Source organism: Streptomyces muensis, from assembly GCF_021474425.1.
In the GTDB taxonomy this organism is placed as follows: Bacteria; Actinomycetota; Actinomycetes; order Streptomycetales; family Streptomycetaceae; genus Streptomyces; species Streptomyces muensis.
Window position 1 is genome coordinate 1 of record NZ_JAKEIP010000210.1, and the last position, 14,721, is coordinate 14,721.

The 14,721-nt window shown below is 71.3% G+C and carries 16 protein-coding genes and 1 pseudogene; 7 read left to right on the plus strand and 10 right to left on the minus strand.

Annotated elements, in window-relative coordinates:
* From L0P92_RS33260 to sigE, 3 genes and pseudogenes are all read right to left on the minus strand, one after another.
* A pseudogene (locus L0P92_RS33260) lies at positions 1–423 on the minus strand (hypothetical protein); the annotation flags it as partial.
* Positions 424–773: 350 nt separating this feature from the next.
* The gene (locus tag L0P92_RS33265; RefSeq protein WP_234766783.1) at positions 774–1,739 is read right to left on the minus strand and encodes an anti-sigma factor family protein; all 966 of its coding nucleotides are present in this window, start codon (positions 1,737–1,739) and stop codon (positions 774–776) included.
* Positions 1,736–2,434 carry an RNA polymerase sigma factor SigE gene (gene sigE / locus L0P92_RS33270; RefSeq protein WP_037642843.1) on the minus strand — a complete coding sequence of 233 codons (699 nt, stop codon included), beginning with the start codon at positions 2,432–2,434 and terminating at the stop codon, positions 1,736–1,738. Before sigE ends, L0P92_RS33265 begins: the two co-directional genes overlap by 4 nt.
* 301 nt (positions 2,435–2,735) lie before the next feature.
* On the opposite strand from sigE, the gene L0P92_RS33275 reads away from it, so the two are divergent.
* Positions 2,736–3,368 (plus strand): O-methyltransferase, encoded by a 633-nt coding sequence (locus L0P92_RS33275; protein WP_078916410.1) that lies wholly within the window; start codon positions 2,736–2,738, stop codon positions 3,366–3,368.
* A 123-nt stretch (positions 3,369–3,491) separates the two neighbouring features.
* Here L0P92_RS33275 and L0P92_RS33280 read toward each other — a convergent pair whose 3' ends face one another.
* Positions 3,492–3,659 carry a DUF3117 domain-containing protein gene (locus L0P92_RS33280; RefSeq protein ID WP_003966491.1) on the minus strand — a complete coding sequence of 56 codons (168 nt, stop codon included), beginning with the start codon at positions 3,657–3,659 and terminating at the stop codon, positions 3,492–3,494.
* Between the two features lie 376 nt (positions 3,660–4,035).
* On the opposite strand from L0P92_RS33280, the gene chcB reads away from it, so the two are divergent.
* Positions 4,036–4,839, plus strand: a complete 804-nt coding sequence (gene chcB, locus L0P92_RS33285; protein WP_234766784.1) for a 2-cyclohexenylcarbonyl CoA isomerase — start codon at positions 4,036–4,038, stop codon at positions 4,837–4,839.
* A 69-nt stretch (positions 4,840–4,908) separates the two neighbouring features.
* On the opposite strand, the gene L0P92_RS33290 is transcribed toward chcB, so the two are convergent.
* Complete coding sequence (locus L0P92_RS33290; RefSeq protein ID WP_308289777.1) at positions 4,909–5,496, minus strand: DNA-3-methyladenine glycosylase I; 588 nt, start codon at positions 5,494–5,496, stop codon at positions 4,909–4,911.
* Positions 5,493–5,843 (minus strand): DivIVA domain-containing protein, encoded by a 351-nt coding sequence (locus tag L0P92_RS33295; protein WP_234766793.1) that lies wholly within the window; start codon positions 5,841–5,843, stop codon positions 5,493–5,495. The genes L0P92_RS33290 and L0P92_RS33295 overlap by 4 nt, the downstream gene beginning before the upstream one ends.
* Positions 5,844–5,997: 154 nt before the next feature.
* Between L0P92_RS33295 and folP the strand changes: the two genes are divergently transcribed.
* Positions 5,998–6,858, plus strand: a complete 861-nt coding sequence (gene folP / locus L0P92_RS33300; protein WP_234766785.1) for a dihydropteroate synthase — start codon at positions 5,998–6,000, stop codon at positions 6,856–6,858.
* A gap of 114 nt (positions 6,859–6,972) precedes the next feature.
* Here the strand turns inward: folP and L0P92_RS33305 are convergent, their stop codons facing one another.
* Positions 6,973–7,731 (minus strand): LOG family protein, encoded by a 759-nt coding sequence (locus L0P92_RS33305; protein ID WP_128434475.1) that lies wholly within the window; start codon positions 7,729–7,731, stop codon positions 6,973–6,975.
* A gap of 147 nt (positions 7,732–7,878) precedes the next feature.
* Positions 7,879–8,961 (minus strand): succinyl-diaminopimelate desuccinylase, encoded by a 1,083-nt coding sequence (gene dapE / locus L0P92_RS33310; RefSeq protein ID WP_234766786.1) that lies wholly within the window; start codon positions 8,959–8,961, stop codon positions 7,879–7,881.
* 96 nt (positions 8,962–9,057) lie between these two features.
* Here dapE and L0P92_RS33315 point away from each other — a divergent pair, with 96 nt between their 5' ends.
* Positions 9,058–10,062, plus strand: a complete 1,005-nt coding sequence (locus L0P92_RS33315; RefSeq protein WP_234766787.1) for a VldE C-terminal domain-containing protein — start codon at positions 9,058–9,060, stop codon at positions 10,060–10,062.
* Positions 10,063–10,434: 372 nt separating this feature from the next.
* The gene (locus L0P92_RS33320; RefSeq protein WP_234766788.1) at positions 10,435–10,911 is read left to right on the plus strand and encodes an ATP-binding protein; all 477 of its coding nucleotides are present in this window, start codon (positions 10,435–10,437) and stop codon (positions 10,909–10,911) included.
* A gap of 350 nt (positions 10,912–11,261) precedes the next feature.
* Here the strand turns inward: L0P92_RS33320 and L0P92_RS33325 are convergent, their stop codons facing one another.
* Entirely contained in the window at positions 11,262–12,356 is a 1,095-nt protein-coding gene (locus tag L0P92_RS33325; RefSeq protein WP_234766789.1) for a bifunctional succinyldiaminopimelate transaminase/glutamate-prephenate aminotransferase, read from the minus strand.
* A 131-nt stretch (positions 12,357–12,487) separates the two neighbouring features.
* A complete protein-coding gene (fdxA, locus tag L0P92_RS33330; protein ID WP_030929316.1) occupies positions 12,488–12,808 on the minus strand; it encodes a ferredoxin in 321 nt (106 codons plus the stop codon).
* A 140-nt stretch (positions 12,809–12,948) separates the two neighbouring features.
* On the opposite strand from fdxA, the gene L0P92_RS33335 reads away from it, so the two are divergent.
* Complete coding sequence (locus tag L0P92_RS33335; protein ID WP_443733826.1) at positions 12,949–13,941, plus strand: GNAT family N-acetyltransferase; 993 nt, start codon at positions 12,949–12,951, stop codon at positions 13,939–13,941.
* A 39-nt stretch (positions 13,942–13,980) separates the two neighbouring features.
* A partial coding sequence (locus L0P92_RS33340; RefSeq protein ID WP_234766791.1) for a transglutaminase family protein occupies positions 13,981–14,721 on the plus strand: 741 nt, incomplete at its 3' end.

Below are 14,721 nucleotides of genomic sequence, written 5' to 3' on the forward strand. Positions count from 1 at the left end.
CTCCGCCCCCGCGGCGGGGACGGGAGCAGGGGTGGCGGCTTCCGCCGCGGGGGCGGAGGCATCCCTCGACGGGGCGGATGCCTCAGGCGTCCCGGCCGGCCGGGCCAGCTCGAAGTCACCCTCGTCGGCCGCCGTGCCACCGGCCGCGCTCGCCATGGGTCGCGCCAGCTCGAAGTCGCCCTCGTCCGAGGTCCCGTGGCCGGCCGTGCCCACCGTGGGCCGCGCCAGCTCGAAGTCACCGTCCGTGTCGCCGGCCGAGTCGTGGGCCCGGCCGCGCTCACCGGCGCTTTCGGGTGCCGATACGGCCGGCTCGGACCCGCTCGACTCGTCCGGCGTCGGTCCCATCCCGTCCGCCTGGCCCGAAGGTCCCTGCGGTCTGGGTCGGTTCCACCACTTCGCCTTCGCGGGCTTCCCCTCGTTCATGCTCTGCTTCCTGCTCGCTGCTGACCGTGGTTCGAGTAGGACGCTTCGCTCCGGACCGCGTCCGCACGGAGAACCGGACGGTGCCGCGTCGGCACAGTCGGACGCGGGTGCCCCCTGGTTTCACGGCAGGCCGCCACCGGGAAAGCCCCGGCTCCCGCATGCCTACTCGACTCTGCGCTGTCGCACTCGAGTTCCCTCAGGAACCGGGCGACCTCGTCCCTACCTCCCCCATCCGGCACGCGGCGTCAACGGCGGCCGCGGTTCCTCGACTCCGCGCGCGGCCCACCGGAACGGCGCGCGGCCCACCCCTGGATTCAACCAGGTTCGTGGGCCGCTGCGCAGAGGCCGGGTCAGCGGCCGGTGCCCGGAGAGGTGGAGGGGGAGGAGGTCGCGTCGGGGACGGGCGCGGCGAACAGGTCGGGGGTCGTCGTGATGCCGGGGGTCGTCGACCACGCGGTCAGGGCGAGCGGCGGGTTCGCGCTGAGCGGGCGTATCAGCGGGGACATGGCGGCCGCGCCGGCCACGACGGGAGCCGTCAGGGTGTGCAGGTCCGCGTCGACGGGCTGGGCCGGCATCCCGGGCAGGAGCGGCGCCGACACCTCGGTGGGGGCCGGTGGGGTGTCGGAGGTTCCCTGGCCCTGCGCGAGCAGTGGGCCGACCGCGCGGCGGCGCTGGTTCTCTGGTGTCGTCGCGGCGCCGGTGCCCTGGGTCCGCGCCGGCGTGACATTGCTGCCGCCCGAGCCGCCGCGGGCCTCCGCGTCGGTGGGCGCGCTCGATGTGACACCGCCCAGGGCGATGGCGGCCAGCGAGACCGCGCCCGCTGCGACGAACGCGAACCTCATCCGGGAGGACGCGGAGCGGTCGGCGTCCTGACGGCCCACGGGGTGGGTGCGGAAGCCGCTGTCGGTGGCGGGGAGCGCGGAGCCGTGCGCACGGGAAGGGACGTAACCGAACTCGAAGCGGTCACCGCGCTTCATGCCGAAGGCGCCGGAGGTGCCGGGTCGTCCGGACAGTCCGCCGAATCCTCCCCCGCCGAGCGGCGAGCCGCCGCCGTCCAGGTCACCTCCCCCGGGGAGTCCCTGGAGACGGGCCAGGAAACTCTCGGAGGGAGGCGGTGGGGCCGCCTCCGCGAAGACGTTCTTCAGCCGGCGCTGGGCGTCGACCTCGGACTTGCACCGGGCGCAGGTCGCCAGATGGGCCAGGACGCGCTCGCGCGTCTCATGACCGAGCTCTCCGTCGACGAGGGCGGAGAGTCGGTCGCCAAGGTGCTGCTCGGCCAGGAGCCGTTCAGCCGGGTTGGGTCGGGAGCCACTCACGCGGTCGCGCCCCCTCCCCCCAGAGCGGCCACACGCGGCACGAAGGAGCGACGCTCGGCGCGCGCCTCCGGCGAGCGGTGGGCGAGGGCCTTGCGCAGCTGCGAGCGGCCGCGGTGGATACGGGAGCGGACCGTGCCGAGCTTGACGCCCAGGGTCGCGGCGATCTCCTCGTACGACAGTCCTTCGATGTCGCACAGGACGACCGCGGCGCGGAACTCGGGCGCGAGCGTGTCGAGGGCCTGCTGGACGTCGGCGTCGAAGTGCGCGTCATTGAAGACCTGCTGGGGCGTGGGCTCCTTGCTGGGCAGCCGCTCGGCCGCGTCCTCGCCCAGCGCGTCGAAGCGGATGCGCTGCTTGCGGCGGACCATGTCCAGGAAGAGATTGGTGGTGATGCGGTGCAGCCAGCCCTCGAAGGTGCCCGGCGTGTACGTCGACAGGGAGCGGAAGACGCGGACGAAGACTTCCTGCGTCAGGTCCTCGGCGTCGTGCTGGTTGCCGGTGAGGCGGTACGCCAGTCGGTAGACGCGGCCGCTGTGCGTGCTGACGATCTCCTCCCAGGTGGGCGGAGTCCACGCCTGCCCGTCCGCGTCGGTGGAGAAGGTCGCGGTCTGGGCGTAGTCGCCGGCGTGGCTGTGGTCAGCGGTGTCGTTCACGGATTTCGGCCTGCCCGCCGATCCGAGGAAGCGCCGCAGCACTCCTCCCCGATCCACAGGCGCAGCCGCACCTCCCCTATCGGCTCTGGTGGTGTCCAGTGGAGCCCCTACCATAGCCACCTCGCCCGTTAGCTCCGGATAAGCGGTTTTACGAGAATTTGATCTGGGCTGGCACGGCTGATGCGCGTGCGTCAGCACTTGCTCGCCGCCCCGCTCGTCATCGTGATCCAACTGTGTCCCCCCGCTCGTCTTCCCACCCCTCTAAACGCCCGGTCCCATCTGCGAGTTCCCGCCCGCAACGGATACAGTCACGCCCAGGCAACCACGGGGACAGGAGAGGGCCATTACCGGCAACCGGCAGACGAGCTGGGCGTTCGCCGACGCCTACGTCGCCGAGGACGAAGTCCTGCGCTGGGCCCGGGACCGGGCCCGTGAGGCGGGACTGCGCTCGGTGTCGCCCGGCACGGGCGCCGCGCTGCGACTGCTGGCCGCCTCCGTGGACGCGAAGGCGGTGGCGGAGATCGGCACCGGCACCGGCGTCTCCGGTATCCACCTCCTGCACGGCATGCGCCCCGACGGCGTCCTGACGACCGTCGACCCCGAGCCCGAGCACCAGCAGTTCGCCCGCCAGGCCTTCCGCGCCTCCGGCTTCGCCAGCAACCGCGCCCGCTTCATCCCCGGCCGCGCCCTGGACGTCCTGCCCCGCCTCGCGGACGCCGGCTACGACCTCGTCTTCTGTGACGGTGACCGGCTGGAGTTCCTCGACTATCTCGCTGAATCGTTGCGCCTGCTGCGTCCGGGTGGCCTCGTCGTCTTCGAGGGCGTCTTCGCCAACGGCCGCACGGTCGACTCGGGCCCGCAGCCCACCGAGGTCATACGCATCCGGGAGCTGCTGCGCGCGGTGCGCGAGAGCCAGGAGCTGGTGCCGTCGCTGCTGCCGGTCGGGGACGGCCTGCTGTGCGCGGTCAAACGCTGACCGCTGCCCCAAGCCGACCAGCGTCAACCGGTGACCGGTGTCGGACGGTGATTGTGGGGAAAGCAGTGACCCCGGCACCATCCACGATGCCGGGGTCACCGAAAGGGTATGGTCGCTTCCGCGTCAGCCGACGACCTTCTTGAGGGCGTCGCCGAGCGCGTCGGCCTCGTCAGGGGTCAGCTCGACGACGAGCCGACCGCCGCCTTCGAGCGGAACGCGCATGACGATGCCCCGCCCCTCCTTGGTCACCTCGAGCGGGCCATCGCCCGTCCGCGGCTTCATGGCCGCCATGCTCGTTCCCCTTCCTGAAACCAGCTCATCGTCAAAGCCGACGGCCCCATGGAGGGCACGCGCGTCTGGCATGAGACACGCGACACCGGCATCGAACACATTGCTTCCAAGCCATTATCCCGCATCTCAGGACCCGATGACCAACATCAGTCGGCATCGCTTGGGCAACGCGCGCGAGCAAAACCACTCAATTCGGCGATGTGACTGCGATACTGCGCCACCGCACTCGCTTCCGCCGAACGGAATCGGACACGAATTCTTTGACGCAGGTCACACGTCCGGTCAGGCCCGTTGTCGGTGATCTCCGCCATGCTGTCCTTCAGACAGGCGCGTACTGACCAGTACGCCCAAGCCACGACAGCGGAGGGGACTCCCCATGGCCGACACCGTGCTCTACGAGGTGAGCGACGGACTCGCGACGATCACGCTGAACCGCCCCGAGGCGATGAACGCGCTGAATGTCGAGACCAAGGTCGCCCTGCGGGACGCGGTGCGCTCCGCCGCGGACGACAGTGCCGTGCGGGCGGTGCTGCTGACCGCTGCCGGGGAGCGGGCGTTCTGTGTGGGGCAGGACCTCAAGGAGCACATCGGGCTGCTGCTCACGGACCGGGAGACCGGGTCCCGGCAGACGATGAGCACGGTGCGGGAGCACTACAACCCGATCACGCGGGCGCTGACGGAGATGCGCAAGCCCGTGGTTGCCGGGGTGAACGGGGTCGCTGCCGGGGCCGGGTTCGGTTTCGCGCTCGCCGCGGACTATCGGGTGGTGGCCGACACGGCTGCCTTCAACACGTCGTTCGCGGGGGTGGCGCTGACCGCTGACTCCGGGATCTCGTGGACGCTGCCGCGGGTGGTGGGGCCGGGGCGCGCCGCTGACCTGCTGCTCTTCCCTCGGAACATCAAGGCGCAGGAGGCGTACGAGCTGGGGATCGCCAACCGGGTCGTGCCGTCGGCCGAGCTGCGGGGCGAGGCCGAGAAGGTGGCGCGGGCGTTGGCCGAGGGGCCGACGGTGGCGTACGGGGCGATCAAGGAGGCCGTGGCGTTCGGGATGTCGCACTCCTTGGAGGAGACCCTGGAGAAGGAGGACGAGCTGCAGACTCGGGCCGGGTCGTCCGAGGACCATGCGATTGCGGTGCAGGCGTTTGTGAACAAGGAGAAGCCCAAATATTTGGGCCGATAGGTCCGAGGGGCCGTAGCGCCGTTGGGGACTGCGGGTCCGACGTGGCTGGTCGCGCAGTTCCCCGCGCCCCTAAGGGGCGCTTCGCGCGACGCATGTCTCCAAGTGGTCGTCTACCAAGCCGCACGCCTGCATCAGGGCGTATGCCGTCGTCGGTCCCACGAAGCGTAGGCCCCGCTTCTTCAGCGCCTTCGACAGCGCGGTCGACTCGGGTGTGACCGCCGGGACATCCGCCAGGGTCTTCGGGGCCGGACGAGTCACCGGATCCGGGGCGTGGGACCAGATCAGTTCGTCCAGGTCGCCCGGGGTCCAGTCGGCCAGGGCGCGGGCGTTGGCCAGGGTCGCGTCGATCTTGGCTCGGTTGCGGATGATGCCCTCGTCGGTGAGGAGGCGGTCCCTGTCGGTGTCCGTGAAGGTCGCGACCTTGGCGATCTCGAAGCCCGCGAAGGCGGCACGGAAGCCCTCGCGGCGGCGCAGGATCGTGATCCAGGACAGGCCCGACTGGAAGGCCTCCAGGCTGAGGCGCTCGAACAGGGCGTCGTCGCCGTGCACCGGGCGGCCCCACTCCTCGTCGTGGTACGTGACGTAGTCCGGGGTGGACAGGGCCCACGGGCAGCGCAGGGCGCCGTCCGGGCCGGCGAGGGCCGTGCCGTCGCTCACTGCTGGTCCTCCTGCGCGGGCTTCTCCATCGACACATGTCCTGCCGAGGTCTGCGCGCCGGACAGCGCGGACTCCAGGTCGGCGATCCGGGCGTCGCGCTCGGCGAGCTCGGCGGCGAGACGGCTGAGGGCGTCGTCGACGTCGCTCATGCGGTAGCCGCGGGCGGCGAGCGGGAAGCGGAGGCTGTCGATGTCCGCGCGGTCGAGCGGGCGGTCCGGCGGCAGCAGGTCCTGGAGGCGCTCCGGCGCGGCCTCCGGCAGCGGGCCGTCGCTCTCGCCGCCGCCCACGACGGCGAGTGTCACCGCGGCGACCACCACGGCCAGCGCGATGACCAGGAACAAGAACATAACCATCGCGGCGGCCCCCACGGTCGGTGAAGTCGTTGAATACGAGCGGTCGGATCTGTCTGTGTCCGATCGTGCCATGCGACTCTGACAGTTAGGGTCGCAGCCGGTCGAAAGACCGGGACATGCCAGGACACACAGGGAGAGGTCACAGGGGATGCTCAGGCTGGGCAGGCGTGAGTTCGACACGCACGAGCCGGTGATCATGGCGATCGTGAACCGGACCCCGGACTCCTTCTACGACCAAGGGGCGACGTTCCGGGACGAGCCGGCCCTCGCGCGCGTGGAGCAGGCCGTGGCGGAGGGTGCCGCGATCATCGACATCGGCGGGGTCAAGGCCGGGCCGGGCGAAGAGGTGACCGCCGAGGAGGAGGCGCGGCGGACGGTCGGGTTCGTGGCGGAGGTGCGGCGTCGGTTTCCGGATGTCGTGATCAGCGTGGACACCTGGCGGGCCGAGGTCGGGGCAGCCGTCTGCGAGGCCGGGGCGGATCTGCTGAACGACGCGTGGGGTGGGGTGGATCCGGGGCTCGCGGAGGTCGCCGCGCGGTACGGGGTGGGGCTGGTGTGTACGCATGCCGGGGGTGCGGAGCCTCGTACTCGGCCGCATCGGGTGGCGTACGACGATGTCATGGCGGACATTCTGCGAGTGACCGTGGGCTTGGCCGAGCGTGCGCTGGCGCTGGGGGTGCCTCGGGAGTCGATCCTGATCGACCCCGGGCACGACTTCGGGAAGAACACGCGGCACAGTCTTGAGGCGACTCGGCGGCTCGGGGAGATGGTCGAGACGGGCTGGCCGGTGCTGGTTTCCCTGTCCAACAAGGACTTCGTCGGCGAGACGCTGGACAAGCCTGTCAAGGAGCGGGTGGTCGGGACGCTGGCGACGACTGCGGTGTCGGCTTGGCTGGGCGCCCAGGTGTACCGGGTCCACGAGGTGGCGGAGACCCGCCAGGTGCTGGACATGGTGGCGTCGATCGCGGGGCACCGGGCTCCGGCGGTGGCCCGGCGGGGGCTGGCGTAGCCTGCCTCGCCCCCGCCGCCCCTACCCGTCCCATCCATGAAGGGGGCTCCGCCCCCTTCACCCCCGCTCCTCAAACGCCGGAGGGGCTGAGAGACCTGGGGGGCACGCCCAGCGCTAGCGGCCCGCCTCCTTGGAGACCAAGGCCACTGCCTCCTCCACGTCGTCCGTGACGTGGAAGAGGAGGAGGTCCTTTTCGGAGGCCTTGCCCTGGGCGATGAGGGTGTTCTTGAGCCAGTCGACCAGGCCGCCCCAGTACTCGCTGCCGAAGAGGACGATCGGGAAGCGGGTCACCTTCTGGGTCTGGACGAGGGTGAGGGCCTCGAAGAGTTCGTCGAGGGTGCCGAGGCCGCCGGGGAGGACCACGAAGCCCTGGGCGTACTTGACGAACATCATCTTGCGGACGAAGAAGTACCTGAAGTTCAGGCCGATGTCGACGTAGGGGTTGAGGCCCTGCTCGAAGGGCAGTTCGATGCCGAGGCCGACCGAGATGCCGCCCGCCTCGCAGGCGCCCTTGTTCGCGGCCTCCATGGCGCCGGGGCCACCGCCGGTGATCACCGCGAACCCGGCCTCGACGAGCCCTCGGCCGAGGCGGACTCCGGCGTCGTACTCGGGAGAGTCGACGGGTGTGCGGGCCGAGCCGAAGACACTGATCGCCGCCGGGAGTTCGGCGAGGGTGCCGAAGCCCTCGATGAACTCCGACTGGATGCGGAGGACCCGCCAGGGGTCGGTGTGGACCCAGTCGGAGGGTCCGCCCGCGTCCAGCAGTCGCTGGTCGGTGGTGCTCGCCGTCACCTGGTCCCGCCTTCGGAGAACAGGTCCCAGACGCTGCTCCGACGGTGGCTGCTTCTTCCCCTCGGGGTTGCCGGTAGCCATGTGCGCTCCCTCCGCTGCGGGGCCTGCGGGTGTTGCAGGTCGTTCCACCTCAGCGTAGATCCACGTGGGTTACGGACGGGGGACGTGAGCATGACCGCCGTGAAGCGCCGTGCCGGCGGCCCCTGCCCTTCCCTTCTCCACGACTCTCTACGACGCCGTGAGCCACGCCCTCAGCCGCTCCTCCCCCGCGAGGATCTTCGCCGTCTCGACACGCTCGTCCCGCTTGTGCGCCAAGTGCGGGTTGCCGGGGCCGTAGTTGACCGCCGGGATGCCGAGGGAGGAGAAGCGGGAGACGTCCGTCCATCCGTACTTGGGGCGGGCGACCCCTCCGACCGCCGCCATGAACGCCGCTGCCGCCGGGTGCGAGAGCCCGGGCAGCGCGCCGCCGCTGTGGTCGTCGATCACGAACTCCACCACCCCGCAGTCGGCGAAGACCTCGCGGACGTGCGCGACCGCCTCCTCCTCGGTGCGGTCCGGCGCGTAGCGGAAGTTGACGGTCACCACGCACTCGTCGGGGATGACGTTGCCGGCCACACCGCCCTTGATGCCGACCGCGTTCAGGCCCTCGCGGTACTCCAGGCCGTCGATCACCGGGTAGCGCGGTTCGTAGGAGGCCAGGCGGGCCAGGATCGGGGACGCCGCGTGGATCGCGTTCGAGCCCATCCAGCCGCGCGCGGAGTGGGCGCGCTCGCCCTTGGTCTTCAGCAGCACCCGGAGCGTGCCCTGGCAGCCGCCCTCGACCTCGCCGTCCGACGGCTCCAGCAGCACCGCGAAGTCGCCCTGAAGCCACTCGGGGCGGGCCTCGGAGATGTGCTTGAGGCCGTTGAGGTCCGCGGTCACCTCTTCGTTGTCGTAGAAGACGAAGGTCAGGTCGCGGTTGGGGGCCGGGACCGTCGCGGCGATACGGAGCTGGACCGCGACGCCCGACTTCATGTCGCAGGTGCCGCAGCCCCACAGCACGCCGTCCTCGTCCAGCCTCGACGGGACGTTGTCCGCGATCGGCACCGTGTCGATGTGCCCGGCGAGGATCACGCGCTCCGGCCGGCCGAGGTCGGTGCGCGCCACGACGTTGTTGCCGTACCGCTCGACCGTCAGATGCGGCAGGGCGCGCAGGGCGGTCTCGATCGCGTCCGCGAGGGGCTGCTCGGTGCCGCTGACGGAGGGGAAGTCGACGAGCCGCGCGGTGAGCTTCGCGGCGTCCAGCGTGAGGTCAAGGGAGGTGTCGGCCATGGATCCGACCCTAACGTGCCCGGCCGTCGCCCCACTTTTCCCACCGATTCTCCACAGCGCTCATACCCCTCAGTAACCTCAGCTACCTTGTAGGGCGTGCCCAAGCCGTCACCCTCCTCCAAACGCCGTGGCCGCCTCCTCCGTCGTGGGGCGGCCTTCTTGGTCCTGCTCGCCGTCGCGGGGTATCTCGCCGTGCAGTACGTCACCGGCGGCACCGGCACACCGGGCTGCGTGGTCGTCTCCGGCAGGGCCGACGGGGCGCGGTACGAGTTCACGCCGGAGCAGGCGGTGAACGCGGCGACCATCGCCGCCGTCGGTACCGGGCGCGGGCTGCCCGAGCGGGCCGTGACGATCGCGCTCGCCACCGCGCTCCAGGAGTCGGGGCTGCGCAACATCGCCCACGGCGACCGTGACTCGCTGGGCCTGTTCCAGCAGCGGCCCTCGCAGGGCTGGGGCACCGAGAGGCAGATCCAGGACCCGATCTACTCGGCGGGCATCTTCTACGAGCATCTGGTCAAGGTCCGCGGCTACACGGAGCTGCCGCTGACCGTCGCCGCGCAGCGCGTCCAGCGCAGCGGCTTCCCGGAGGCGTACGCCAAGCACGAGCCGGACGCGACGCTGCTCGCCGCGGCCCTCACCGGGCGTTCGGCGGCCACGCTGACCTGCGAGGGGCGTCCGGGTGCCGCGCGGGCCTCGGGTCCGGACGCCGTACGGGCCGCGCTCGTACGGGACTTCGGGCAGGACGCGCTGCAGTCGGCCGGCGCGGAGGTGGGCGAGCGGAAGGCCGCGCCCTCGGCCACTCCCACCGTGATCCAGCGCGACGGGCAGACCGTCCTGCTGCCGGTGACCGGCGACTCCGCCTCCGGCTCCGGGCGCGGTGTCCGCGAGCGGGGCTGGCAGTTGGCCCACTGGGCGGTGGCCAACGCCTCCGATCTGCATATCAAGCGGGTCGCGTACGCCGGCCGGGAGTGGACCGCGGGGAACACCGACAGTCAGTGGCGGACGAGCGCGGCGTCGGGTACTTCGGGCGCTTCGGGTGCCTCGGGCACTTCCGGGGCGGAGAGCGATCTGGACTCGGTCCGGATCGTGACGACCCACTAGGACCTGCCCGTCGTACGCGCGGACGGTACGCGCGGGCGTTCGGCCGCTCACTCCCGAGGATTACCCGAGGTGTCGGTCGGCGATGGCGTGGGCAGGTTTTCGCGCGGTCACCCCGAGATCGGCCAAAGCCCTTGAGAATCAAGGGCTGTAAGGATTCGGCGGGCTTTCGGGCGAGGATCTTTTTGCCCGTATTTATCCGCAGGCGATAATGCGACGCATTGCCAACTCTTTACATTGGCGCGCCGCAACCTTCACGGGCTTCGAGCGGTAGTCACTGCGTCCGAGCCCGGAGATCAACAGCCAGTCGGTCAACTGCCGGGTGCGGTCGGACACTTCATCGTTCTCATCCGACATACCCGTCGAAGGAGCATCATGTCCCTCCCCCTGACCCGCCGGATCGCCCGTGCCGCGCTGATCGTCGCTGCGGGAGCGGCTGCCGGGGTCGGTGCGGCCGGCTCCGCCAGCGCGGCCCCCGAACTGCCCGACGCCACCAAGGTCGGCGGGCTGACCGCCCTGGACGGCGCGAGCGTCGTCGACGGCGCGGCCACCAACGCCACCGGGATCGCGGGTGGCGCCGTCGACACCGCGGTCGACGGCGCGCTGCCGACCGCCACGAAGGCCGGCGACAAGGTGACCAAGACCGGCGGCAAGGCCGCGAAGAAGGCCGTGCCGACCGCGACGAAGGCCGGCAGCAAGGTGGCGAAGAAGGCGACGCCCGCCGCGCAGCAGACCGCCGGTGGTGTGGCCGGGTCGGTCGGGAGCGTCCTCGGCGAGGCGGCCGGTACGGCCACGCAGAGCGGCGTGCCGGCGACCGGTTCGCTGCCGGTGCAGGGGCTGCCCATCAACTGACGCTCGGCTGACGCCTGGTCTGAGCCGGCGGGGTCCAGGGAGCTCCCTGGGCCCCGCCGGCCTTTGCGTGCCCGCGTTCGCCTACGTCGGCAGGGGCCGGGCATGTCCGCACGGCATCCGGCACCGCAGGCTGTGCCCACCCGTTCCGCCCTGCGGAACGACTGCCCACAGCGGGAGCGGCGGTGGCCGTGGGCCAGGCAGCAGGCAGCAGGAGTGGGAGCGGGAGCCGCCAGGTGCAGAGGCCGCCACAGGCGCGGGAGCGGCCCGGCGCAGACGCCCGAGACAGGAGCGGCCGCAGGCGCGGGAGCCGCCAGGCACAGGAGCCACCACCGCGCGGGAGCCTCGGGGTGCTATGCCAAGCGCTGCACCGCTGCCCGTACCCTTTCGTCCGTTGCTGTGAAAGCCACTCGTACGTGGTGGGCGCCCGCCTCGCCGTAGAAGTCGCCCGGGGCCACCAGGATGCCGAGGTCGGCGAGGTCGGCGACGGTGGTCCAGCAGGACTCGGACTTGGTGGCCCAGAGGTAGAGGCTGGCCTCGCTGTGTTCGATGCGGAAGCCGTGGGCTTCCAGGGCGTCGCGGAGCGCCTTGCGGCGGGCGGCGTAGCGGTCGCGCTGGACGCGGACGTGTTCGTCGTCGCCGAGGGCCGCGACGACCGCGGCCTGGGTCGGCGCGGACGTCATCATGCCGCCGTGCTTGCGGATCTGCAGGAGAGGGCCGAGGACGTCCGGGTCGCCGGCCAGGAACGCGGCGCGGTAGCCGGCCAGGTTGGATCGCTTGGAGAGGCTGTGGACGGCGACGATGCCCTCGTACGAGCCGCCGTTCACATCCGGGTGCAGGACCGAGACCGGGTCGGCGTCCCAGCCCAGCTCCAGGTAGCACTCGTCGGAGAAGATCAGGATGCCGTGCGAGCGGGCCCACGCCACGATGCGGGTGAGTTCCGGCTTGGAGAGGACCCTGCCGGTGGGGTTCGACGGGGAGTTCAGCCAGAGCAGCTTCAGGCCGGTCGGGTCCAGCCGCGTCGGGTCGTCGTAGACCTCGTGGTCCGCGCGGGCGAGGCGGGCGCCGACCTCGTACGTCGGGTAGGCCAGCCGCGGGTAGGCCACCTTGTCGCCGGGGCCGAGGCCCAGCTGGGTGGGGAGCCAGGCGACGAGTTCCTTGGAGCCGACGATGGGGAGCACGTGGCGGTGGGTGACCTCGCGGGCGCCCAGGCGGCGCTCCACCCAGCCCGTGATCGCGTCACGCAGCGCCGGCGTGCCCCAGACCGTCGGATAGCCCGGGGAGTCCGCCGCGTCGATCAGGGCCTTCTGGATCAGCTCGGGGACCGGGTCGACCGGCGTGCCGACGGAGAGGTCGACGATGCCGTCCGGGTGCGCGGCGGCCGTCTTCTTGTACGGCTCCAGCTTGTCCCAGGGGAAGGTGGGAAGGCGGTCGGAGACTGCGGACACGGGATCTCGCTCACTTTCTGGTACGGCCGCTGGTACTGCCGGATACGGCAACGCCTCGGTCCCGTACGGCGATCAAGGTGATCAGGCCGTACGAGACCGAGGCGGCACGCTGTGCGGGTCGCCGGTGGGGACTACTCGGCCTGCGGCGGCAGCGCGGCGATGAAGGGGTGGTCCCGCTCGATCAGGCCCAGCTTGCTGGCGCCGCCGGGGGAGCCGAGCTCGTCGAAGAACTCGACGTTCGCCTTGTAGTAGTCCTTCCACTCCTCCGGAGTGTCGTCCTCGTAGAAGATCGCCTCGACCGGGCAGACCGGCTCACAGGCACCGCAGTCGACGCATTCGTCCGGGTGGATGTACAAGGACCGCTGGCCCTCGTAGATGCAGTCGACCGGGCACTCCTCGATGCACGCCTTGTCCTTGACGTCGACACAAGGCTGCGCGATGACGTAGGTCACGCTGTCGTTCCTCCTCGATAGGGCGCTGGCGGGCCTCCACAGGCTCCGCCGCCTGGCGCGCGGGAGCGCGGCGTCGTCGATGCCCGCCCCTAGTATCTCCGTTCTTGGGCATGATCCGAACAGGAGGGGTGAACCGACCTGTGGAAATCTCTGCGACAGGGCGCCTTGAGGTCCGTATCACCGCTGCTGACGTGGGTAAACGAGTCTCCGTACGCCGCCTGAACGATCCTGCGGCGGGGGGTGAGAAATTCACCGACACGGTGGGTGTTCTCGCATCATGGGACGAAGGTGTGCTGCTGATCACACGGAAGAGTGGCGAGACCGTCCGCATCGCGGAATCGTCGCTGGTGGCGGGGAAGGTCGTGCCGAGTGCGCCGGCCCGTCGCCGGGGTCCCTCCGCCTCGTACGAGGAACTCGCGCACGTCTCGGCGCGCGCGTGGCGGCCGGTGGAGAGCGAGATGCTCGGCGCGTGGGAACTGCGGGCCGCGTCCGGGTTCACCCGGCGGGCAAACTCGGTGCTGCCGCTCGGCGACCCCGGGATGCCGCTGCCGGCCGCGCTCGATGTCGTACGGCGCTGGTACGGCGACCGAGGGCTCCCCGCGTATGTACAGACCGCGACCGGGGCCGAGGGCACGCAGGAGCTGTTGTGCGCGGAGCTGGAGCGGCTGGGGTGGGTGCGGGAGGTCTCCGCCGAGATGTGGGTCGGGGCGCTGGCGCCGGTCGGGGACCTGGGTGAGGGCGCCGGAGTGGTGCTGTCGCGGGAGGCGGACGAGGCTTGGCTTGCGCGGTATCAGCGCAAGGGGGTGAGCGAGGTGGCCCTGAAGGTGCTGGGCAGCGGGCCGTCGGTGTGGTTCGCGACGGTTCCCGGTGCGGGCGGCGGTGCGCCCGCCGCCATCGGGCGGTGTGTCGTGGACGGGCGGTGGGCCGGGTTCGCCGCCGTGGAGGTCGATCCTGCGCTGCGCCGGCAGGGGCTGGCGACGCGGGTGCTGACCGCGCTGGCGCGGCGGGCGCTGGACGAGGGGGCGTCGGCGGCCTGGCTGCAGGTCGAGGCGGAGAACATGGGTGCGCGGGAGATGTACGCCGGTATGGGGTTCGGTGCGCATCACTCGTATCACCACTATCGATCAGTGTGAGCAGCGGTACCGATCGTCGTGAAAGGGCACGAGCCAGCTATGCGTCCCCCCTATCCGCCGCCGCCCGAACGCTCCGCCGAGGTGCGGCGGCGGTTCGCCGAAGAGGCGCGGTCCGAGCGGCCCGATCTGTCCCTGCTGTGTCTGCTGGTGGGGGCCGAGGCGGACGGGGAGCTGGACGAGGCGGGGATGGACGCCGTGCAGGTGGAGCTGGACACGCTGGCGGGGCAGCTGCCGTTCCGGCCCGGGGGGCCGCGGGCGTGGGCGGTCGCGCTGCGGGAGCTGCTCGGGGAGCGGTACGGGTTCCGGGGGTCCGCCGCGGACTATCAGCGGCTGGAGTCGTCGTTGCTGCATCAGGTGCTGGTGCGGCGGCGGGGGCTGCCGATCCTGTTGTCGGTGCTGTGGATGGAGGTGGCGCGGCGGGCGGGGGCGCCGGTGTACGGGGTGGCGCTGCCGGGGCACTTCGTGGTCGGGTTCGGGCCGGCCGAGGAGCAGGTGCTCGCCGATCCGTTCGACGGGGGGCGGGTGTTGACCGGGAGCGATGCGGAGTTGTTGGTGGCGGGGGCTACGGGGGCGGCGCTGGAACCGTCGATGTTGGTGCCGGCCGATCCGTTGGACGTGGTGTCGCGGATTCTGAACAACGTTCGGGCGTGGGCGGCGGCTCGGCCCGAGCGGACGGATGTGGCGTTGTGGGCTGTGGAGTTGGCGTTGGCGTTGCCTTCGCATCCGGCTCGGTTGCGGGTTGAGCGGGCGCGGTTGCTTGTTCAGCGGGGGGACTTCGTC

Bases quoted from the DNA above. Each gene is read 5' to 3' on its own strand.
- L0P92_RS33305 (WP_128434475.1), bottom strand. From the start codon at position 7,731: ATGGCTACCGGCAACCCCGAGGGGAAGAAGCAGCCACCGTCGGAGCAG.
- dapE (WP_234766786.1), bottom strand. From the start codon at position 8,961: ATGGCCGACACCTCCCTTGACCTCACGCTGGACGCCGCGAAGCTCACC.
- L0P92_RS33320 (WP_234766788.1), top strand. From the start codon at position 10,435: ATGTCCCTCCCCCTGACCCGCCGGATCGCCCGTGCCGCGCTGATCGTC.
- folP (WP_234766785.1), top strand. From the start codon at position 5,998: ATGCTCAGGCTGGGCAGGCGTGAGTTCGACACGCACGAGCCGGTGATC.
- L0P92_RS33280 (WP_003966491.1), bottom strand. From the start codon at position 3,659: ATGGCGGCCATGAAGCCGCGGACGGGCGATGGCCCGCTCGAGGTGACC.
- chcB (WP_234766784.1), top strand. From the start codon at position 4,036: ATGGCCGACACCGTGCTCTACGAGGTGAGCGACGGACTCGCGACGATC.
- L0P92_RS33295 (WP_234766793.1), bottom strand. From the start codon at position 5,843: ATGTTCTTGTTCCTGGTCATCGCGCTGGCCGTGGTGGTCGCCGCGGTG.